Consider the following 14,701-nt stretch of genomic DNA (forward strand, 5'->3'; position numbering starts at 1 on the left):
AGGTGGACGGCCGAGTAGTGTTAGGCGTTATGGGGTGGCAGCTGTGTTCATTAGACTGCTGCTACTCACCGCGCAGTAACTTCTGCTTTTGCTCTTTGCTCATCAGTTTTATCAAGGGCGCCAAGCTGCCGACAGCGGCGGTTAATTCAGTTTGAGTGACCGAATTGGCATCATTAGAAATGGCATTGAGTAGGTCGTCTATAGAGATAAATTTGGATTGTTTATCGGCTTGCTGATTTTCCAATTTTAGGAGCTGTACCTCACCTGGCCCCAGTTTTTGGGCGTTGCGCAGGGCTTGCTCGGCGGTTTTTAAAAGACTTTTCGCCGTACTGGCACAGCCTTTGGGAGCCGCTGCAATGCCAATGGATAAGGTAAGGTTAATTACCTCGCCCGCGACATTTATCTTGAATGTCTTCATGTGGTCGCATAGGCGTTTAGAGAGCATTACCACGCCCTCGGTTTTGGCCATGGGCAAAATAGTCAAGAATTTCGCCTCGTTGTACCGACCGAAACTATCTTCCCGTCTAATAGCCGAGCTTAATACTTTAGAGAATTTTTGAACTATTTTTTCTGAACCGCGATGCCCTGTTTTATCAACGATATTTTTGAAATTGTCGATTTCGAACATCACCAAGGCAATATTTTGCTTGTGGCGATTGATGAAAGAGACGTCTTTTTCCAACTTTTCATCCAGCGCTTTGTGGTTTAACGTACCGGTGAGTAAATCGATATTAACGTGTTCTTGCAGGTTAACTTTGTCTCGCCGGTAGTTGGCATGGGCTTCTAGGCGGGCTATTACCTCGGTAGATTTGAACGGCTTGCTAACAAAATCGGTTGCGCCCATTTCAAATACTTTCTTTTTAACCGACTCTTCTTCGGCGGCGCCGGTAATGACAACAACGGGGATATTACGGAGATCTTCTTTTTCGGCGTGCCTAATCTTCTCAATGAGTTGGTAGCCATCTAGGTTGGGCATACCTAGGTCAGTGAGTACAACCTGTACGCTAGGGTCTTTCTGCAGTATTTGCCAGGCTTCGGCGCCGTCTGCCGCCAAAAGTATGTCGAATTTATCGCCAAGGATTTTGGTGGCAGCCTTACGGACAACTTTGGAGTCATCGGCAACGACGACACGCGGCTTTATTGGGGTCTTTTCGGATTTCACCATGTTTCTCAATCCTCCGTATTGAAAGAATAAGACGCCAAACACACCTATGTCACGTTTTATTTTCGATGATTTTACAGGGTTTTACACTCAGAGTTCTCGAAATGCCCGCAACTAATATAGTATAAGCCGGGTTATTTGGCGGGGTCGATGGGAATGTCCCTAGGTAATACGCAACTAACTACGGCGCTATCAAGCCGAGGAATACGACTGTGGACGATATGATAGAAAACTTGGATGTAAACCAATATTTACCCGAGGCCATTGCTTGGGCAACCAACCTTTTGCTGGCCATTGTCATTTTAATGATCGGTATTTGGCTAGCCAATAAGGCGAGCCGCATTATTGTGAATGTGGGCAAAAAATACGACAACCTTGATGATACCTTATTCCGATTTTTTGGCAGTGTCGCGCGTTATGTTGTTTTGGCGTTTGTGGGTATTGCTGTTTTAAATCGGTTTGGCGTGCAAACCGCATCGATTGTTGCGCTGCTGGGTGCCGCTGGCCTGGCCATAGGCCTAGCACTACAGGGAGCTATGTCTAACTTAGCTGCCGGCGTTATGCTGCTGATATTCCGCCCCTATAAAGTAGGGGACTTTATAAACGCGGCAGGACGTTTTGGCAATGTCACTGAAGTAGATATGTTTACCACTATTCTACAAACTTTCGATAAACAGCAAATTATCATTCCTAATAGTCAAATTTGGGGTGAGCAAATAGTGAATCATTCGCACTATAAATTGCGGGGTGTTGATATGCACTTTGGCGTTGCTTACAACGCGAATATAGACAGTGCCAGAGCGGTTATTGAGAAGGTGCTGGCCGACCACCCCAGCGTATTAAAAGACCCGGCGCCGTTTATTGAGGTAGAAACCTTAAACGATAGCTCTGTGGATTTTCTGGTACGCCCGTTTTGCGACGGTGCTGATTATTTTAACGTGTTGTATTCGGTGCCTGAGTTGGTTAAAAAAGCGCTGGATGAAGCCAATATAGAAATTCCGTTTCCACACCGCAAAGTGTTTTTGGTTAACGAGACCAATTAATAGGCTAGTACCTGTTTACAGGCATTCTGAAAGTGGATACTTTTGCAGTACAAACACTTACCGCGTAAAGCTGTAAGTGTTTGTTATTTAGCAGAATGTGTTGTTTTTTCTGTGGCCAAATTGGCTGCTATCGAGACGCCGCTGGGGTATGATCAAAATAGTCATCCCAACGTTTATCCAGCTGTTGGATCGCTTGCTCAAGGGGCAGCGCCAAATATTCATTTATACGCTGTTCAACCAAGCCTAACCTCACCAGCTTTTCCAATGCATCATCAATTTCAAAATCAATGCGGCACTGCCATTTTTCGGCCAGCCATTGCTCAATTTTATAATCTAATTGTTGGCGGTCGAGAGGCACTTTACTGGTTAATAGAAAGTAGTAGGCTAATATGGCTTCTTTGCATTCTTCCTCTTCGGCATCGTTAAGCAAGCGATAGATAACGCCGGCATTATTGTCCAAGTTTTTAAAGTAGAGGTTTTGCGTGAGCTGTTGCATAAAACGCAATTTTCGGTTTTTGAAATTAGAAAATTGTTTCCAAATATAGGCGCCCAGCGCTCCAAAGCCACCGAACAGTATGGTTAGGTTGGCTACATTTAATTCTACCGGCTGTTGCCGTAGGCCAAACCAGAAACCGAGCATGGACGCCATTAACAATAAAGTGGCTCCAACTTTGGTGGTTAGCACAATGCCACCGCTTACCAGTGCGGGAACACCGATTAATAGCTTGTCTCTTACTCTCATGCGCAACTGGGTATTGGGGAATAGCATTTCTAAGTCGGCTTTTGGCACATTTTGAAATAGCTTTAGCATAGACGCGCCGGCTCTAGCCGGTGCCTTATCCGCTCTTTCGGTGGCAGGTGAAGCTTTGAGTCGAATGTAAACAACTACTCTATCGTAGTTAATAAATTCAACTGTCTTCGATGACAAGCCAAACCAACGGCTAATGGCTTGCTGCTGTAATGACTGCCCGCGGCAAAAAAGCAGCACCTCCGAGAATTCGTCAAAATCTACATGTAAGCGTAAATCGAACAGCGAGGCTTTGGTCATAGCTTGATTCAGCTCTTCCTCTGTTATTGCCTCGTAGTTGGCCTTTTCCAGAGTGTTTTTTAGCAGCGTTACAAATTTCCCGGTTGAATCTTTGCCGCTCGGGAAGGCTATGCGGGTGTCGGTATCGGGGTCCATCGCTGAGTAGGCGTCTTTCAGCGAATCCATCGTGTTTTTGAATTCATAGTGAAAAACATGTGTGAGCAACGTGAAAAACGGTCGAAAATCCTTCTGGTCGCCTGGAAGGGTATTTTCCTTCAGGCACATTTCAATGATGTCGGCGACTCGAAAGGGGATAAATCTAAAAGCCGGGGTGTTAGTGTTTTTCATATTGTCTCAAATAGAAGGACGTTAGTTGTCTTTACTTGGTGGTGATTACTACCGGTTGGGGAATGGGGCGTGGCGCTAATGACTACCCTGTGAATCCCCCTGTAGCTGTGTGGTTTAAGTACCGCGTGTAGTGGCATGCTAGCCACTAGTGGCATCAAAAATCAATTTATTTGTTTTGCCACACTGGCGGGTTGCGGCGACAGCGCTTTTCTACATTATTAATGTAATTGTTATGCGGTCTTATGTGACTTTAGTCGATTGCGACTAGTCCAACCTTCAAACAGCTCTCAATAATCGCTAGAGGATATTGCCATGGCCGATGCTAAGCAGGCTTTTGATTGGCAGCACGCGTTAACGGAAACCTATGCCGACATAACCCAGCAAATGATCGCGCATATACCTCAAATAGTGGGTGCGCTGGTGTTGCTGATTGCCGGTTGGATTTTGGCGTGGGTGCTGCGTGTGGTGGCGCAAAAACTAGTAAAAGGATTGGAGGCGCTCTTTCTGCGCACGGCGCTAAAGCGTGGATTGCCGCAGTCTTCTGTGCGCTCCTACGCGGCCTTGGGGGGCGATATTATTTTTTGGGGCGTGCTGCTGTTTTTTGTAGCCGCCAGCGCCAATATGCTGGACTGGAAAATATTTTCGGGTATTTCTACGGCACTACTCACCTACCTGCCTAATGTGCTTACCGGTTTGCTCATTATTTTGGCTGGGTTTGCCTTAAGTGGTGTAGCCCGTTCGGCGGTTGCTGGTGCAGCGGAATCGACCGGTGTTATGCAGGTGGATTTACTGGCGCGGATTGCGCAGATTACTGTGCTGTTAACGGCCATTGTTATTGGTGTTGAGCAGCTGGGCATTAATGTCGCGTTTCTCACCACCACGCTTATTGTGGTGGCCGGGGTGTTACTGGGCGGTGCCGCGTTAGCGTTTGGGCTGGGTGCCAAGCACTTTGTGGCCAACATTATTGGTGCGCAAACCATGCGCAAGCTGTATCAAATAGGTCAGTTAGTTAGGATCGGCGATGTTGAGGGCTATTTGTTGGAAATCACTCCGACGTCGGTTGTACTGGATACCGAAAAGGGCCGTGCTGCGGTGCCGGCAAAACTGTTCCACGAGCAAGTGAGCGAAATAATTACCGAATCACAGGAGGGTAGTGGTTCGTTTATGGGCAACCTGTTTCAAACAAAGGGCGATCACGATGCATTCGAGTGAGTTGGAGTTAGCGTTAACCTTCGTTCAAGCCCACCCCGATGCGGCTGCTAGGGAATTGGAATTGCAGTTGCCTGAAATGACGGCGAGCCTAATGAATACACTGCCGCTGCCCCAAGGTCGTGCGATTATGAAGCAGTTGCTGCCAACTTACGCGGCAAGAGTGTGTGCGCAACTGTCGGTGGATAGGGCCGTGGGTTTACTGGTGGAAAGCGGCGTTAATCACGTTGCTTCCATTTTACGTTGTTTACCCAATGCCAACCGCAAAGCGTTGGTGAAGGGGCTGCCGGAAAAAACCGCCGCGCTTTGTCGGCTGATGCTGAGTTATTCCGAAGATACTGTGGGTGCTTGGATGACCGCCGATATTGTAATGTTGCCTGTTGATTGTGTAGCCGGTGAAGCGTTGCAGCGATTGGCTCTGAGTGGGGGTGTAATCGATAGCGAAGCCATTCCGGTGATCGACAAATCACAGCAGGTGGCTGGCACGGCCGCTATGCGTGATTTATTGCGCGCACAGGAGCAAACAACGGTAAGCCAAATTATGCACGAGGTGCCGGCTGCGTTATCCAGTCGCACAAGTTTGGCGTCCGCTTCTCGTCATGAGGGATGGCGGCAGCGCGATATAATGATGGTACTTAACCGCAACAGACAATTGGTGGGTATGCTGCGTCATCTTGACTTGCGGCGCAGCCTAGAGCGCTTTGGAGAATTAACGGGTCATGTGCCGCAAAGTGATTTATTGAGTGGTATTAGTGAAGTCTATTCGAGTGCATTAAGTGCGATGCTGGGGTTGGTTAGTGGCCAGCAGGGCAATAAAACGGCTGCTATAAATGTGGGGGAACGGCGATGACAAAGGATCAAGCTTTTTTACCGGGAGCTGAATTGCCAACTGCATTGCTGTCGAGTGTTGGGCAAGTACCGGAGTTGCCGTCGATTGCCATATTGACGCACGCATTTTTTAGTCGCTACCCACGTGATGCCGCGCGTAAATTGGAGTCGCTTAGCTCCGAAGACGCCGCTGAGTTACTGATGTCTCAGCCCAGTACTTTACGGCAGCGAGTTTGGGCTTATTTAACGCCACCTGCCGCCGGTCAAATATTATTGATGACCTCGGATGAATTCGCGTTGGAGCTATTAGCTGTATTGGACGCGGGGCCATGTGCCAGTTTACTGGCCCGCCTTGAGGAGAGTAAACGCGAACATTATTTGACAATAATGGACGAAGGCCAGTCACAGGAGTTACGTGAACTCATGGATTACCCGGCTAACTGCGCTGGGCATATGATGGATACGCGTGTGCTGGCGTTAAGCATGCAGTTGACGACTGCAGAGGCGATGATTCAGTTGAAACAACATCCCGCTGTTATGCGCCGCCGAATTTACACTTTGGATGGTGATATGCGTTTGCATGGGAAAGTTGACCTTGAGCACCTAGTTACGGCTGAACCAGAGCAAACCCTTGCGGCCCTCAGTTCGTCCATTACGGTAAGCGTAACGGCGTTAGACCCTAAAGACGATGTTGCCGAAAAGCTGCAAAAAAACGCCATTGACATTCTGCCAGTCGTGGATGTGCATAATCGTCTGCTGGGAGTTATCCGCGGTGATAGTGCAATTGAAGTACTAAAAGAAGATATTGCCGGTGACCTGCAGGCCATGGTGGGCGCCAGTCGCGACGAGCAAGCACTTTCTAGTAGTTTTTTTGCTGTACGCAAACGCCAGCCTTGGTTACAAATTAACTTGCTAACCGGGTTTTTGGCCGCCGCCGTGGTTGGTTTGTTTGAAAGCACGATAGCGCAGTTTACCGCCCTCGCGATTTTAATGCCCGTTGCTGCCGGGCAATCGGGTAATACCGGAGCACAAGCCTTGGCTGTGACGATGCGCGGTTTAACGTTACGAGAAATCACCACTCGACACTGGTATAAAGTGATGTTTAAAGAAGCCAGCGCCGGTCTAATTAATGGCATTGCTATTGCGATTACCTGCGGTATTGGTGTTTATTTTTGGAGCAAGAATGCGGGGCTTGCTTTAGTGATTGCATTGGCAATGGTTATATCTATGACCATTGCAGGAACAGCCGGTGCCTTGGTGCCTATTTGTTTGAAAAAGTTGGGCCAAGACCCGGCTCAGTCGTCTTCCATTATTTTAACCACTGTCACTGATATAGCCGGGTTCATGTCTTTTTTAGGTATTGCAGCGGCGCTGTCAAACCTGTTGGGTTAGAGATTTAAATTTAGCTGTTACAATGAAAATTCGTTTTATTAACCGCGTTAAGGAATAGCCATGACGGTAAAGAAATTTTTATATATCACAATATTTGTTTTGTTAGCCATTTTTGTTATTCAAAATATTGCCTTGATTAGCGTGAGCTTTTTGTTTTGGGAGTTTACCCTTCCGAGGTCGTTGATGTTGGGCATCACTTTTGCTATTGGTTTTTTGATAGGCTTTGGGGTTTTTGAAATTCGACAACATCACAATAGTACCAAATCTTGATAACGTATCAAACCAACAAAATGACTATTGCTGCGGTGGAGCAGGGTTTTGACAAGAGCCTAATCAGCCTATCGTTTCCGAAAAAACAGCGTTACGCGCTCATGTATGTGTTAAGGCTACTCTTCCTACTCGTTATACTGCCCAGTTATTATACTGTCGCCGGGGCGGAGAATAAGCTTAAGTCACCTAGGGTTGAAATGAAGGATATTAGCCTCACGTCGATTGACTTCAGTGGTGCGCAAGTTTCGATTACCTTGGTGGTTCATAATCCGAATGCTACCGACATAGAGGTTGAGTCTATTCAATATAGCCTTGTACTCAATAATGTACCGGTGAAAAAAGGTATTATCCGTCAGAAAGAACGATTTCCTGCGCAGCAGCGCCGCGAGGTGACGGTTCCCGTTGCGGTCACTTACGATGAGCATCTGCCTGAGCTGCTTTCTGCGCTAAACAGTGCTAATGCCTCAACCTATGAAATAAGTGGAAGTGTACAGCTTAAAGGTGAAGACAGCCCATTTCCCTTTAACCACAAAGGTAGTTTGGCCCTGGCTAATGTCCTAAATTTGACGGGTTTAAATAGTGTTGTAATTTTTACTGCCGCGCACGCGTCTTTGTACACAACAGAGGTTTTGCTATGACTAATGCAGCCGATGACGAAAAGCATCTTCGACAACAATACCTGAAGAAATTGGGTTTTGATGCGGTGCCAGAGCCGCCGGAGGTAGACGAAATTGTTGAGAAAAGTGTACGGCAGGCGAATGTACAGTTGGGTTCCCGAGATTTACTGACATTAGCCATTTCCTCATTTTTTGCAATGTTACTGATGTTTGGCGCGCCCTTGGTCGCTGCATCGGTCTCGCGAAAAAAGAAATCTGATTCGCGAGCAGCCTCATTAAAGGACAAGCAGGGGCCAAAAGTTTAGCTCTGCCATCGAAAATTGAATTCCCCCTTACTCGAACGATCACCGCTGGAGAACATACCGTGGAAAAAGTTAATATTTGGAGCGAAACCCTTCTTACAATAATGACAACGCTCTGGGCCAAGCTTGCTGGGTTTCTGCCTAATTTAGTTGGCGCCATTCTGTTATTGGTTGTGGGCTATTTTATAAGCCGAATGGTGGGCTTTATTTTGGCAAAAGGGCTGGAGCGAACCGGTTTTAATAAACTCAGTGAAAAAGTGGGTGTTGCGGCAACGCTGACACGCGCCAATATTACACTCAGCGTTGCGGATATTGTTGGCAAGTTGGCGTTTTGGATTATTATGCTCACCTTCCTGGTAACCGCCACCGAGACCTTAGGCTTGCCACGTGTTTCGGAAACCATTGATGAGTTTGTATTGTATCTGCCCAAGGTTATTGCTGCGGCCCTTATTCTAATAATCGGGTTGTTTGTAGCGCACTTTGTTCGAGATCTTATTCGCAGTGGTGCAGAAGGTATTGGTGTGGAATATGCCAAACCGCTGTCTTCAGCGGTTTACGGCATTCTGTTTGTCGTCATTGTGTCGCTTTCAATAGGCCAGTTAGAAGTGGATACCGGTTTACTGGATAACGTTATTTCCATTTTAATTGGTGCTATTGGTATTGCTGCGGCATTATCGCTTGGCTTGGGTACCCGAGACCTTGCCGCAAATATTCTGGCAGGCGTGTATGCGCGTGATTTGTATAGTGCTGGTGATCAGATGCAGGTTGAAGATGTTGAGGGCACGCTAGATAGCATTGGAACTGTTAAAACACAAATTCAACAGCATAATGGCGCTTTGGTATCGGTTTCGAATAAAAGTCTAATCGACGCAAAAGTAAGTGTAATGCGTTAGTCGCACTCGCTTACAGCGCTGGTATGTCGTCAACCCTAGGGGGGCGGCTTTATGCTATTGAAATCGGAAAAGCCTGTGAACCCAGTCGAGCCATTGCTTGAACTTGATGACGCCGCACTCGTTGCGCAAGCGGTTGTCGAGTTGCCTTATGTGACATGCGCCTATGAGAGATTAATTAAGCGGTATTACCCGCTGATTTATCGTACCTGTTTGGGTGTTTTACGCAGCCCTGAAGAAGCCGAAGAGATTAGCCAGGTAGTATTGCTTAAAGTATTTAACGGGCTGCCGAAGTTCGAGGGTCGCTCGACGTTTAAAACATGGCTAATAACTATTGTGAAGAATGCCTGTTTTAGCCGTCATCAAAAACTTAAGCTAGAGCGAGAGCGCTTTTTCGATTTGACCGACGAAAAAGGCGATGAGTGCAACGATCAAAGCGATACATCGCCGGAGTCGCTGTGGCAGGATAGCTTCGGAAGCATGGTAAAAAGTTTGAGTGAAGAGGAGCAGCAAATTCTTACGCTACGTTTTGTGAGTGAGCTGTCTTTGGTTGAAATAGCCGTGGTGATGAAAATAGGCCTAAGCGCAACAAAAATGCGTTTTTATCGTGCTTTGGAGAAGCTGAAAGAGCAGGTTTAACGTTTTTCTACCAGCTTGTCACACCCCATAGAGAATGGTGTTTAAGTGTTTCCCTCGCGGTCACGGCTCGTCAAATAGTCATGATACAGGCCTGCTTCAGACAGCTCTACTATCAATGAACTGATTTACGCGTAAGGTTTAGACCTTCCATTACTGGTAATGACACGGGCATGATGACGGTTGAGCAGCCGTGGATGCTTAACACCGCAGGAGTGTGCGATAGTTTCCACTTCTTTCTCCATGTTTTGTGCATACTGTGCAACACGCTGAGATTTGTCGATGGGGTTAAGGCCAGCCTGTAAGCGTTTGTTGTGCGTGGCTATGCCGGTTGGGCAGGTGTTTTTATTACACTGCATGGCTTGAATACAGCCTAGCGAAAACATAAAGCCGCGCGCGCTGTTTACAAAGTCTGCGCCGGCGCATAACGCCCAGGCGACATCTACTGGGTTAATTAGTTTGCCGCTGGCGATAAGTTTTACGTTTTCGCGTAGACCATGCCGGGTTAAAATATCAGCAACCAATGGTAGGCTTTCGTATACCAACATACCCACATTATCAATTAAGCTCATGGGGGCGGCCCCTGTACCACCATCACCGCTGTCTATGGTCATGAAATTTGGCGCACTTTGTGGGCCTCTTTTTGTGATCGCCTCACAGAGTGATTCAATTTCGGCGGGGTTACCAACGCATAATTTAATGCCTACGGGCTTTCCTGTAATGTTTCGTACCCGGTCAATCAAATTTAGTAAGTCTTCGTGGCCTTCAATTTCGGAAAATCGATTTGGACTAATGGAGGCGTGGCCTTGGGGTATGCCTCGAATAAGTGAAATTTCTTCGGTGACTTTGGCTGCCGGTAGTATGCCGCCTTTTCCGGGTTTTGCTCCTTGGCTAAGTTTTATCTCAAACATTTTTACTGTTGGGTGAGCCGCAATTTCGGCCAATTTTTTTTCGCAAAGATTTCCGTTCTCATCTCTAACACCGAACTTACCGGTACCAATTTGAAAAATTAAATCGCAGCCGCTTTCGAGGTGATAGGGGGAAAGCCCACCTTCGCCTGTATTTAACCAAGAGCCGGCTATTTTGGCGCCCCGCGATAGGGCTTTCACCGCTGGTGAGGATATAGCACCGTAACTCATTGCCGAAATGTGAAAGAAATGTTCGCAGTGATAGGGGTGCTGGGTTTCAGAACCTACGGTTACCGTTGTGTGTTGACTTGGCTCGCTGTCTAATACCGGGTAGAGGCCGTTGGCAAAAAATATTGTACCTGGAGAGCTTAAATTGCGGCTTGAACCAAAAGCCGTGGTGCTATCTAAGTTTTTTGCCGCGCGGTAGACCCAGGTACGCTGCGCCCGATTAAAGGGCATTTCTTCTCTGTCTTGGGCAAAAAAATACGGTCTGAAAAATGTTCCCCAGTGTTCGAACGTGTAGCGTAACCGACCTATAACGGGGAAGTTATGGCGTATGGCTTGTTTGGTTTGCAGTTTGTCGCCAATGTACATCCATATGATGCTGAGTACACACAGGCCTGCGACTAAAACAAAGCTATAAACTAATATTTCTACGATAAGCTGGTAGGTAGTGAAAACGGTCATAAGAAGTTTACATTATCGTTAATTAAAAATTTTATTAATGACTAGGTCGCTTGTTGAAAACCCAGTTACGTAACACGAGTGGTGCGAATATCGCGGTTAACAGGCTCATTAACACCATGGCGATATATGCTGCTTGTTCTATAGCGCCCGAATTTAGGGCCAATAACGCCACAACCATTGCGATTTCACCGCGCGGCGCCATACCGACACCGACCGCGATTGAATCTCTATTGTTCATTCCCATGAGTCGCGCTGGTATACCACAGCCAATCACTTTACTGAGGATAGCCACGGTTGTTAACGCGAATAGGAATACAATCATATCGGAGGTAAACATCGACATATCGACGAGAATGCCCAGTGATACAAAAAATATTGCCCCGAAAACAATTCTAAGATAATCGGCACCCTCATGGAAATTTCGGCTGTGCTTAAGGTGTACACCTTCAAGGCTAACACCGGCAATAAATGCACCCACAATAGCGGATAAGCCCATCAGCTCTGCGGCAATGGCATAGGCAAACGCGAGCATCATGGCGAGTACAAAAACGGCTTCTTTATAACGTTGGGCGAAAAGCGTGTTATCCAACTTGCTGATCCAATGACGCAGATAGCGCTGGCTCAGGAAAATCCCGGCCGATAAAAATACTACAGCCTTTACCAGCATAAGGCCGATGTCGGGTAGGGATGTTTCGCCACTACCCGCCTGAATACTAATGGATAGAGCCAATAATGCCAGAACATCATCGATAACGGCGGCACCGATAATAGCACGTGCCGCTGCGCTGTCGAGCTTGCCTAGCTCGCGCAAAACGTCGGCTGTAATGGCGATACTCGTAGCCGAGAGCGCAACACCGATGAGTGACGCGCGCCCCGGCTCAAAATCGAATAGTAAGGCTAAACCAAACCCGCTTAGCCAAGGGATTAACACACCAAATAAACCAATAACCGCGTAGCGCAGTTGTAACAGGTCTTTTACTTTAAATTCTAGGCCAATGGTGAACAATAATATGGCTGCGCCTAAATGGCCAAGGCTTTGAACAAATTCGGTATAGGTTATTAAGCCTATTAAACTTGGCCCGATGAGGATACCCGCTAAAATTTGCCCTACTACCGAGGGTTGCTTGAGCATGGATGCTAGTAAGTACCCACTGAGCGCTACAAATAAAAGCACGCTCATTTGAAACTCAACTGAATGCAATATGTGGTTCACAATTTATGTCTCAAAATGCGTGGTGCGGATTAAGTCGCTGCGTGAATGCCTTTTAGTAGTCGGCCGAGAATATCTGCACCGGTAATGATGCGGCGTTGGCTTCCCCACAACAATAAAATGTCGTTGTCGATAACGTTATCGCACAATGCATCGCGTGTTTTCTTGAATAGCCCAAGCACATCGCCCAAGGGTAGCTCTGGGTCTGTTACTAATATGGGGCGGTGGCAATAGTCATAGGGTTGGAAGTCGGCTGCTTGACTAAATAATGCAGTGCGTAAAAAACCGTCGGCGTCCAAGACCAAAAGTGGCTGTTGTTGTTCATTGACAATAACAATCCATTTGTGGCCCGACTGCTGTATCTTTTGCAGGAAGGGGTCGTCGGGCGATGAACCAAATTCTGGTAATATCGGCAAATCCAAACGTGTGGGTAATTGAATAACGCTTTCGGGGTCGACCACTTCTCCTTCTTTACTTACCGGAATGTCATCGATTTGAAGAAAATTGAGTGCCCCTATACCTTCAATTGCATCGACTTCGGCTTCTTCGGCTTCCATATGCTTTTTTATCACTTGGCGTAAATCGCGTTCGCGCATATAAGTAATACCTTCTTTACCTAGCCATAAATCTAGAATCAATGCGCAGGGTTTGGCGACCGGAAAAAGTAGTATCTGATAGAAGCGTAATGCAGGCGCTAGAAAAGAGGCGGTTTTTAGTGCGTGACGAGAAAAGTAAGCTTGTGGCGTTATTTCGCCGAATACCGTAATAAATACGGCGGAAAATGCAAATGCACTGATGCCTGCCATTACCGAGTCGGATAGCAGGGTTAATATAACGTTAATGCCTACGTTGCCCCATAAAATAGTGGTTAACAAAAAATTCGAATCTTGGCGCATTTGAAGCACAGTGGCCGCGGCTTTGTTACCATCACTGGCTTTTACTTCAAGCTGCAGGCGATTTAAACTAAAAAAGGCCAGGTTCAAGCCAGAGAACATCGCTGACTGGGTTAAACAAAAAATAATGCCCAGCCAAGTCCAAAGATCTTGCGGTGGGTGGTCAAACCAAGATGGCATTTACATGTGCTCCAAGCAGGGGGATACCCGGTGGACTATATTAAGGTCTGATCGTCGAACACGGGGTTGGGCGTGTTTTCTGCGGTGTTTTGGAATGCTTCAACGGAAGCCGCAGCTTCTTTAATATCCTCAAAGCGTGCAATGTGAAAGAGGGCGTCGCCTTCGTTGACCAACGGGATATTGCTTTTACCAATCACTAGCCCGGAACATTGCGCCTTTACTTCGTATTCCGTTGGATCGAAAAGGTCCGATGGGTCGGCTATTACACCCAACAGGTCGCCTTTATTTACACGGGCGCCCAGTGGTGCAATTGAACGTAATATGCCGCTCTCTGGCGCTCTTTCCCAGTTACTGGACCTTGCAATAAAAGGTTCGGAACGCTTCTTCTGTGCCTTTGTTTGGGGGAGCATCTTCAGTGAACGCATTACCGACAAAATGCCGCGTACGCCCGCGCGAATGGACAGCTCGTCAAATCGTAAGGCTTCCCCTGCTTCATATAACAGTACTTTCACGCCGTGTTCGTCCGCAACTTGACGTAGCGATCCATCGCGGAGGTTTGAATTAAGCAGCACGGGCACTGAAAAAGCTTCGGAAAGCTCCTTCGTTTCGGGGTCGTCCAGATTAGCGCGAATTTGCGGCAAATTGGACCGATGTATAGCCCCGGTATGTAAATCTATTCCAAAATCACATTGGCGAACAACTTCGTGTAAAAAGATATGTGCAAGGCGGGCCGCCAGAGAGCCCCGTTTTGACCCAGGGAAAGAGCGATTTAGGTCGCGACGGTCGGGCAAATACCGGGAGTGTTGGATAATGCCAAAAACGTTAACGATGGGAATCACAATTAATGTGCCTGAGAGTCGCTTTAGCGCGCTGGTTTTCACCAGCCGCCGAACAATTTCAACCCCATTGAGTTCATCGCCATGAATAGCTGCGCTAATAAATAACCTTGGCCCCGGCTTTTTGCTGCATATTACTTGCAGTGGAATGCTAACGTTTGCATGGGTATAGAGTTTTGCAACAGGTAAGTCTATTACCTGTTGTTCTCCGGGATTGACGGTTATTCCGTTGATGGTGATAGGTTGGTTTTTTGCGCTCACGG

Annotated in this window: 15 protein-coding genes; 9 read left to right on the plus strand and 6 right to left on the minus strand. The window is 47.2% G+C overall.

Annotation, left to right across the window (positions count from 1 at the left end):
* Positions 1–61: 61 nt before the first annotated feature.
* On the minus strand, positions 62–1,165 hold the full coding sequence (locus H5336_RS16620) for a GGDEF domain-containing response regulator (protein ID WP_185235354.1): 1,104 nt from the start codon (positions 1,163–1,165) through the stop codon (positions 62–64).
* A gap of 218 nt (positions 1,166–1,383) precedes the next feature.
* Here H5336_RS16620 and H5336_RS16625 point away from each other — a divergent pair, with 218 nt between their 5' ends.
* The gene (locus H5336_RS16625) at positions 1,384–2,205 is read left to right on the plus strand and encodes a mechanosensitive ion channel family protein (RefSeq protein WP_246439318.1); all 822 of its coding nucleotides are present in this window, start codon (positions 1,384–1,386) and stop codon (positions 2,203–2,205) included.
* 127 nt (positions 2,206–2,332) lie between these two features.
* Here H5336_RS16625 and H5336_RS16630 read toward each other — a convergent pair whose 3' ends face one another.
* Complete coding sequence (locus tag H5336_RS16630; RefSeq protein ID WP_185235356.1) at positions 2,333–3,580, minus strand: TMEM143 family protein; 1,248 nt, start codon at positions 3,578–3,580, stop codon at positions 2,333–2,335.
* A 312-nt stretch (positions 3,581–3,892) separates the two neighbouring features.
* Here H5336_RS16630 and H5336_RS16635 point away from each other — a divergent pair, with 312 nt between their 5' ends.
* The 8 genes from H5336_RS16635 to H5336_RS16670 are packed head-to-tail and all read left to right on the plus strand — an operon-like array spanning position 3,893 to position 9,727.
* The gene (locus H5336_RS16635; RefSeq protein ID WP_185235357.1) at positions 3,893–4,792 is read left to right on the plus strand and encodes a mechanosensitive ion channel family protein; all 900 of its coding nucleotides are present in this window, start codon (positions 3,893–3,895) and stop codon (positions 4,790–4,792) included.
* The gene (locus H5336_RS16640; RefSeq protein WP_185235358.1) at positions 4,779–5,639 is read left to right on the plus strand and encodes a magnesium transporter MgtE N-terminal domain-containing protein; all 861 of its coding nucleotides are present in this window, start codon (positions 4,779–4,781) and stop codon (positions 5,637–5,639) included. Before H5336_RS16635 ends, H5336_RS16640 begins: the two co-directional genes overlap by 14 nt.
* Positions 5,636–7,009: a magnesium transporter gene (mgtE, locus tag H5336_RS16645; RefSeq protein WP_185235359.1), complete on the plus strand. Its 1,374-nt coding sequence runs from the start codon at positions 5,636–5,638 to the stop codon at positions 7,007–7,009. The genes H5336_RS16640 and mgtE overlap by 4 nt, the downstream gene beginning before the upstream one ends.
* A 60-nt stretch (positions 7,010–7,069) precedes the next feature.
* Positions 7,070–7,279 (plus strand): lipopolysaccharide assembly protein LapA domain-containing protein, encoded by a 210-nt coding sequence (locus H5336_RS16650; RefSeq protein ID WP_185235360.1) that lies wholly within the window; start codon positions 7,070–7,072, stop codon positions 7,277–7,279.
* Complete coding sequence (locus H5336_RS16655; protein ID WP_185235361.1) at positions 7,276–7,917, plus strand: LEA/WHy family protein; 642 nt, start codon at positions 7,276–7,278, stop codon at positions 7,915–7,917. The genes H5336_RS16650 and H5336_RS16655 overlap by 4 nt, the downstream gene beginning before the upstream one ends.
* A complete protein-coding gene (locus H5336_RS16660; protein ID WP_185235362.1) occupies positions 7,914–8,201 on the plus strand; it encodes a hypothetical protein in 288 nt (95 codons plus the stop codon). Before H5336_RS16655 ends, H5336_RS16660 begins: the two co-directional genes overlap by 4 nt.
* A 59-nt stretch (positions 8,202–8,260) precedes the next feature.
* Positions 8,261–9,091, plus strand: a complete 831-nt coding sequence (locus H5336_RS16665; protein WP_185235363.1) for a mechanosensitive ion channel family protein — start codon at positions 8,261–8,263, stop codon at positions 9,089–9,091.
* Between the two features lie 51 nt (positions 9,092–9,142).
* Positions 9,143–9,727, plus strand: coding sequence for a sigma-70 family RNA polymerase sigma factor (locus H5336_RS16670; RefSeq protein ID WP_185235364.1), 585 nt, complete (start codon positions 9,143–9,145; stop codon positions 9,725–9,727).
* 125 nt (positions 9,728–9,852) lie between these two features.
* Here the strand turns inward: H5336_RS16670 and H5336_RS16675 are convergent, their stop codons facing one another.
* The 4 genes from H5336_RS16675 to H5336_RS16690 all read right to left on the minus strand — a co-directional run bounded on the left by H5336_RS16675 (position 9,853) and on the right by H5336_RS16690 (position 14,699).
* Positions 9,853–11,319: an FMN-binding glutamate synthase family protein gene (locus H5336_RS16675; RefSeq protein ID WP_185235365.1), complete on the minus strand. Its 1,467-nt coding sequence runs from the start codon at positions 11,317–11,319 to the stop codon at positions 9,853–9,855.
* Positions 11,320–11,353: 34 nt separating this feature from the next.
* Positions 11,354–12,499 (minus strand): cation:proton antiporter, encoded by a 1,146-nt coding sequence (locus tag H5336_RS16680; protein ID WP_185235366.1) that lies wholly within the window; start codon positions 12,497–12,499, stop codon positions 11,354–11,356.
* 62 nt (positions 12,500–12,561) lie between these two features.
* A complete protein-coding gene (locus H5336_RS16685; protein ID WP_185235367.1) occupies positions 12,562–13,602 on the minus strand; it encodes a DUF21 domain-containing protein in 1,041 nt (346 codons plus the stop codon).
* Between the two features lie 35 nt (positions 13,603–13,637).
* A complete protein-coding gene (locus H5336_RS16690) occupies positions 13,638–14,699 on the minus strand; it encodes a succinylglutamate desuccinylase/aspartoacylase family protein (protein ID WP_185235368.1) in 1,062 nt (353 codons plus the stop codon).
* Positions 14,700–14,701: the final 2 nt, after the last annotated feature.

This window comes from Teredinibacter franksiae (assembly GCF_014218805.1).
GTDB classification, from domain to species: Bacteria; Pseudomonadota; Gammaproteobacteria; order Pseudomonadales; family Cellvibrionaceae; genus Teredinibacter; species Teredinibacter franksiae.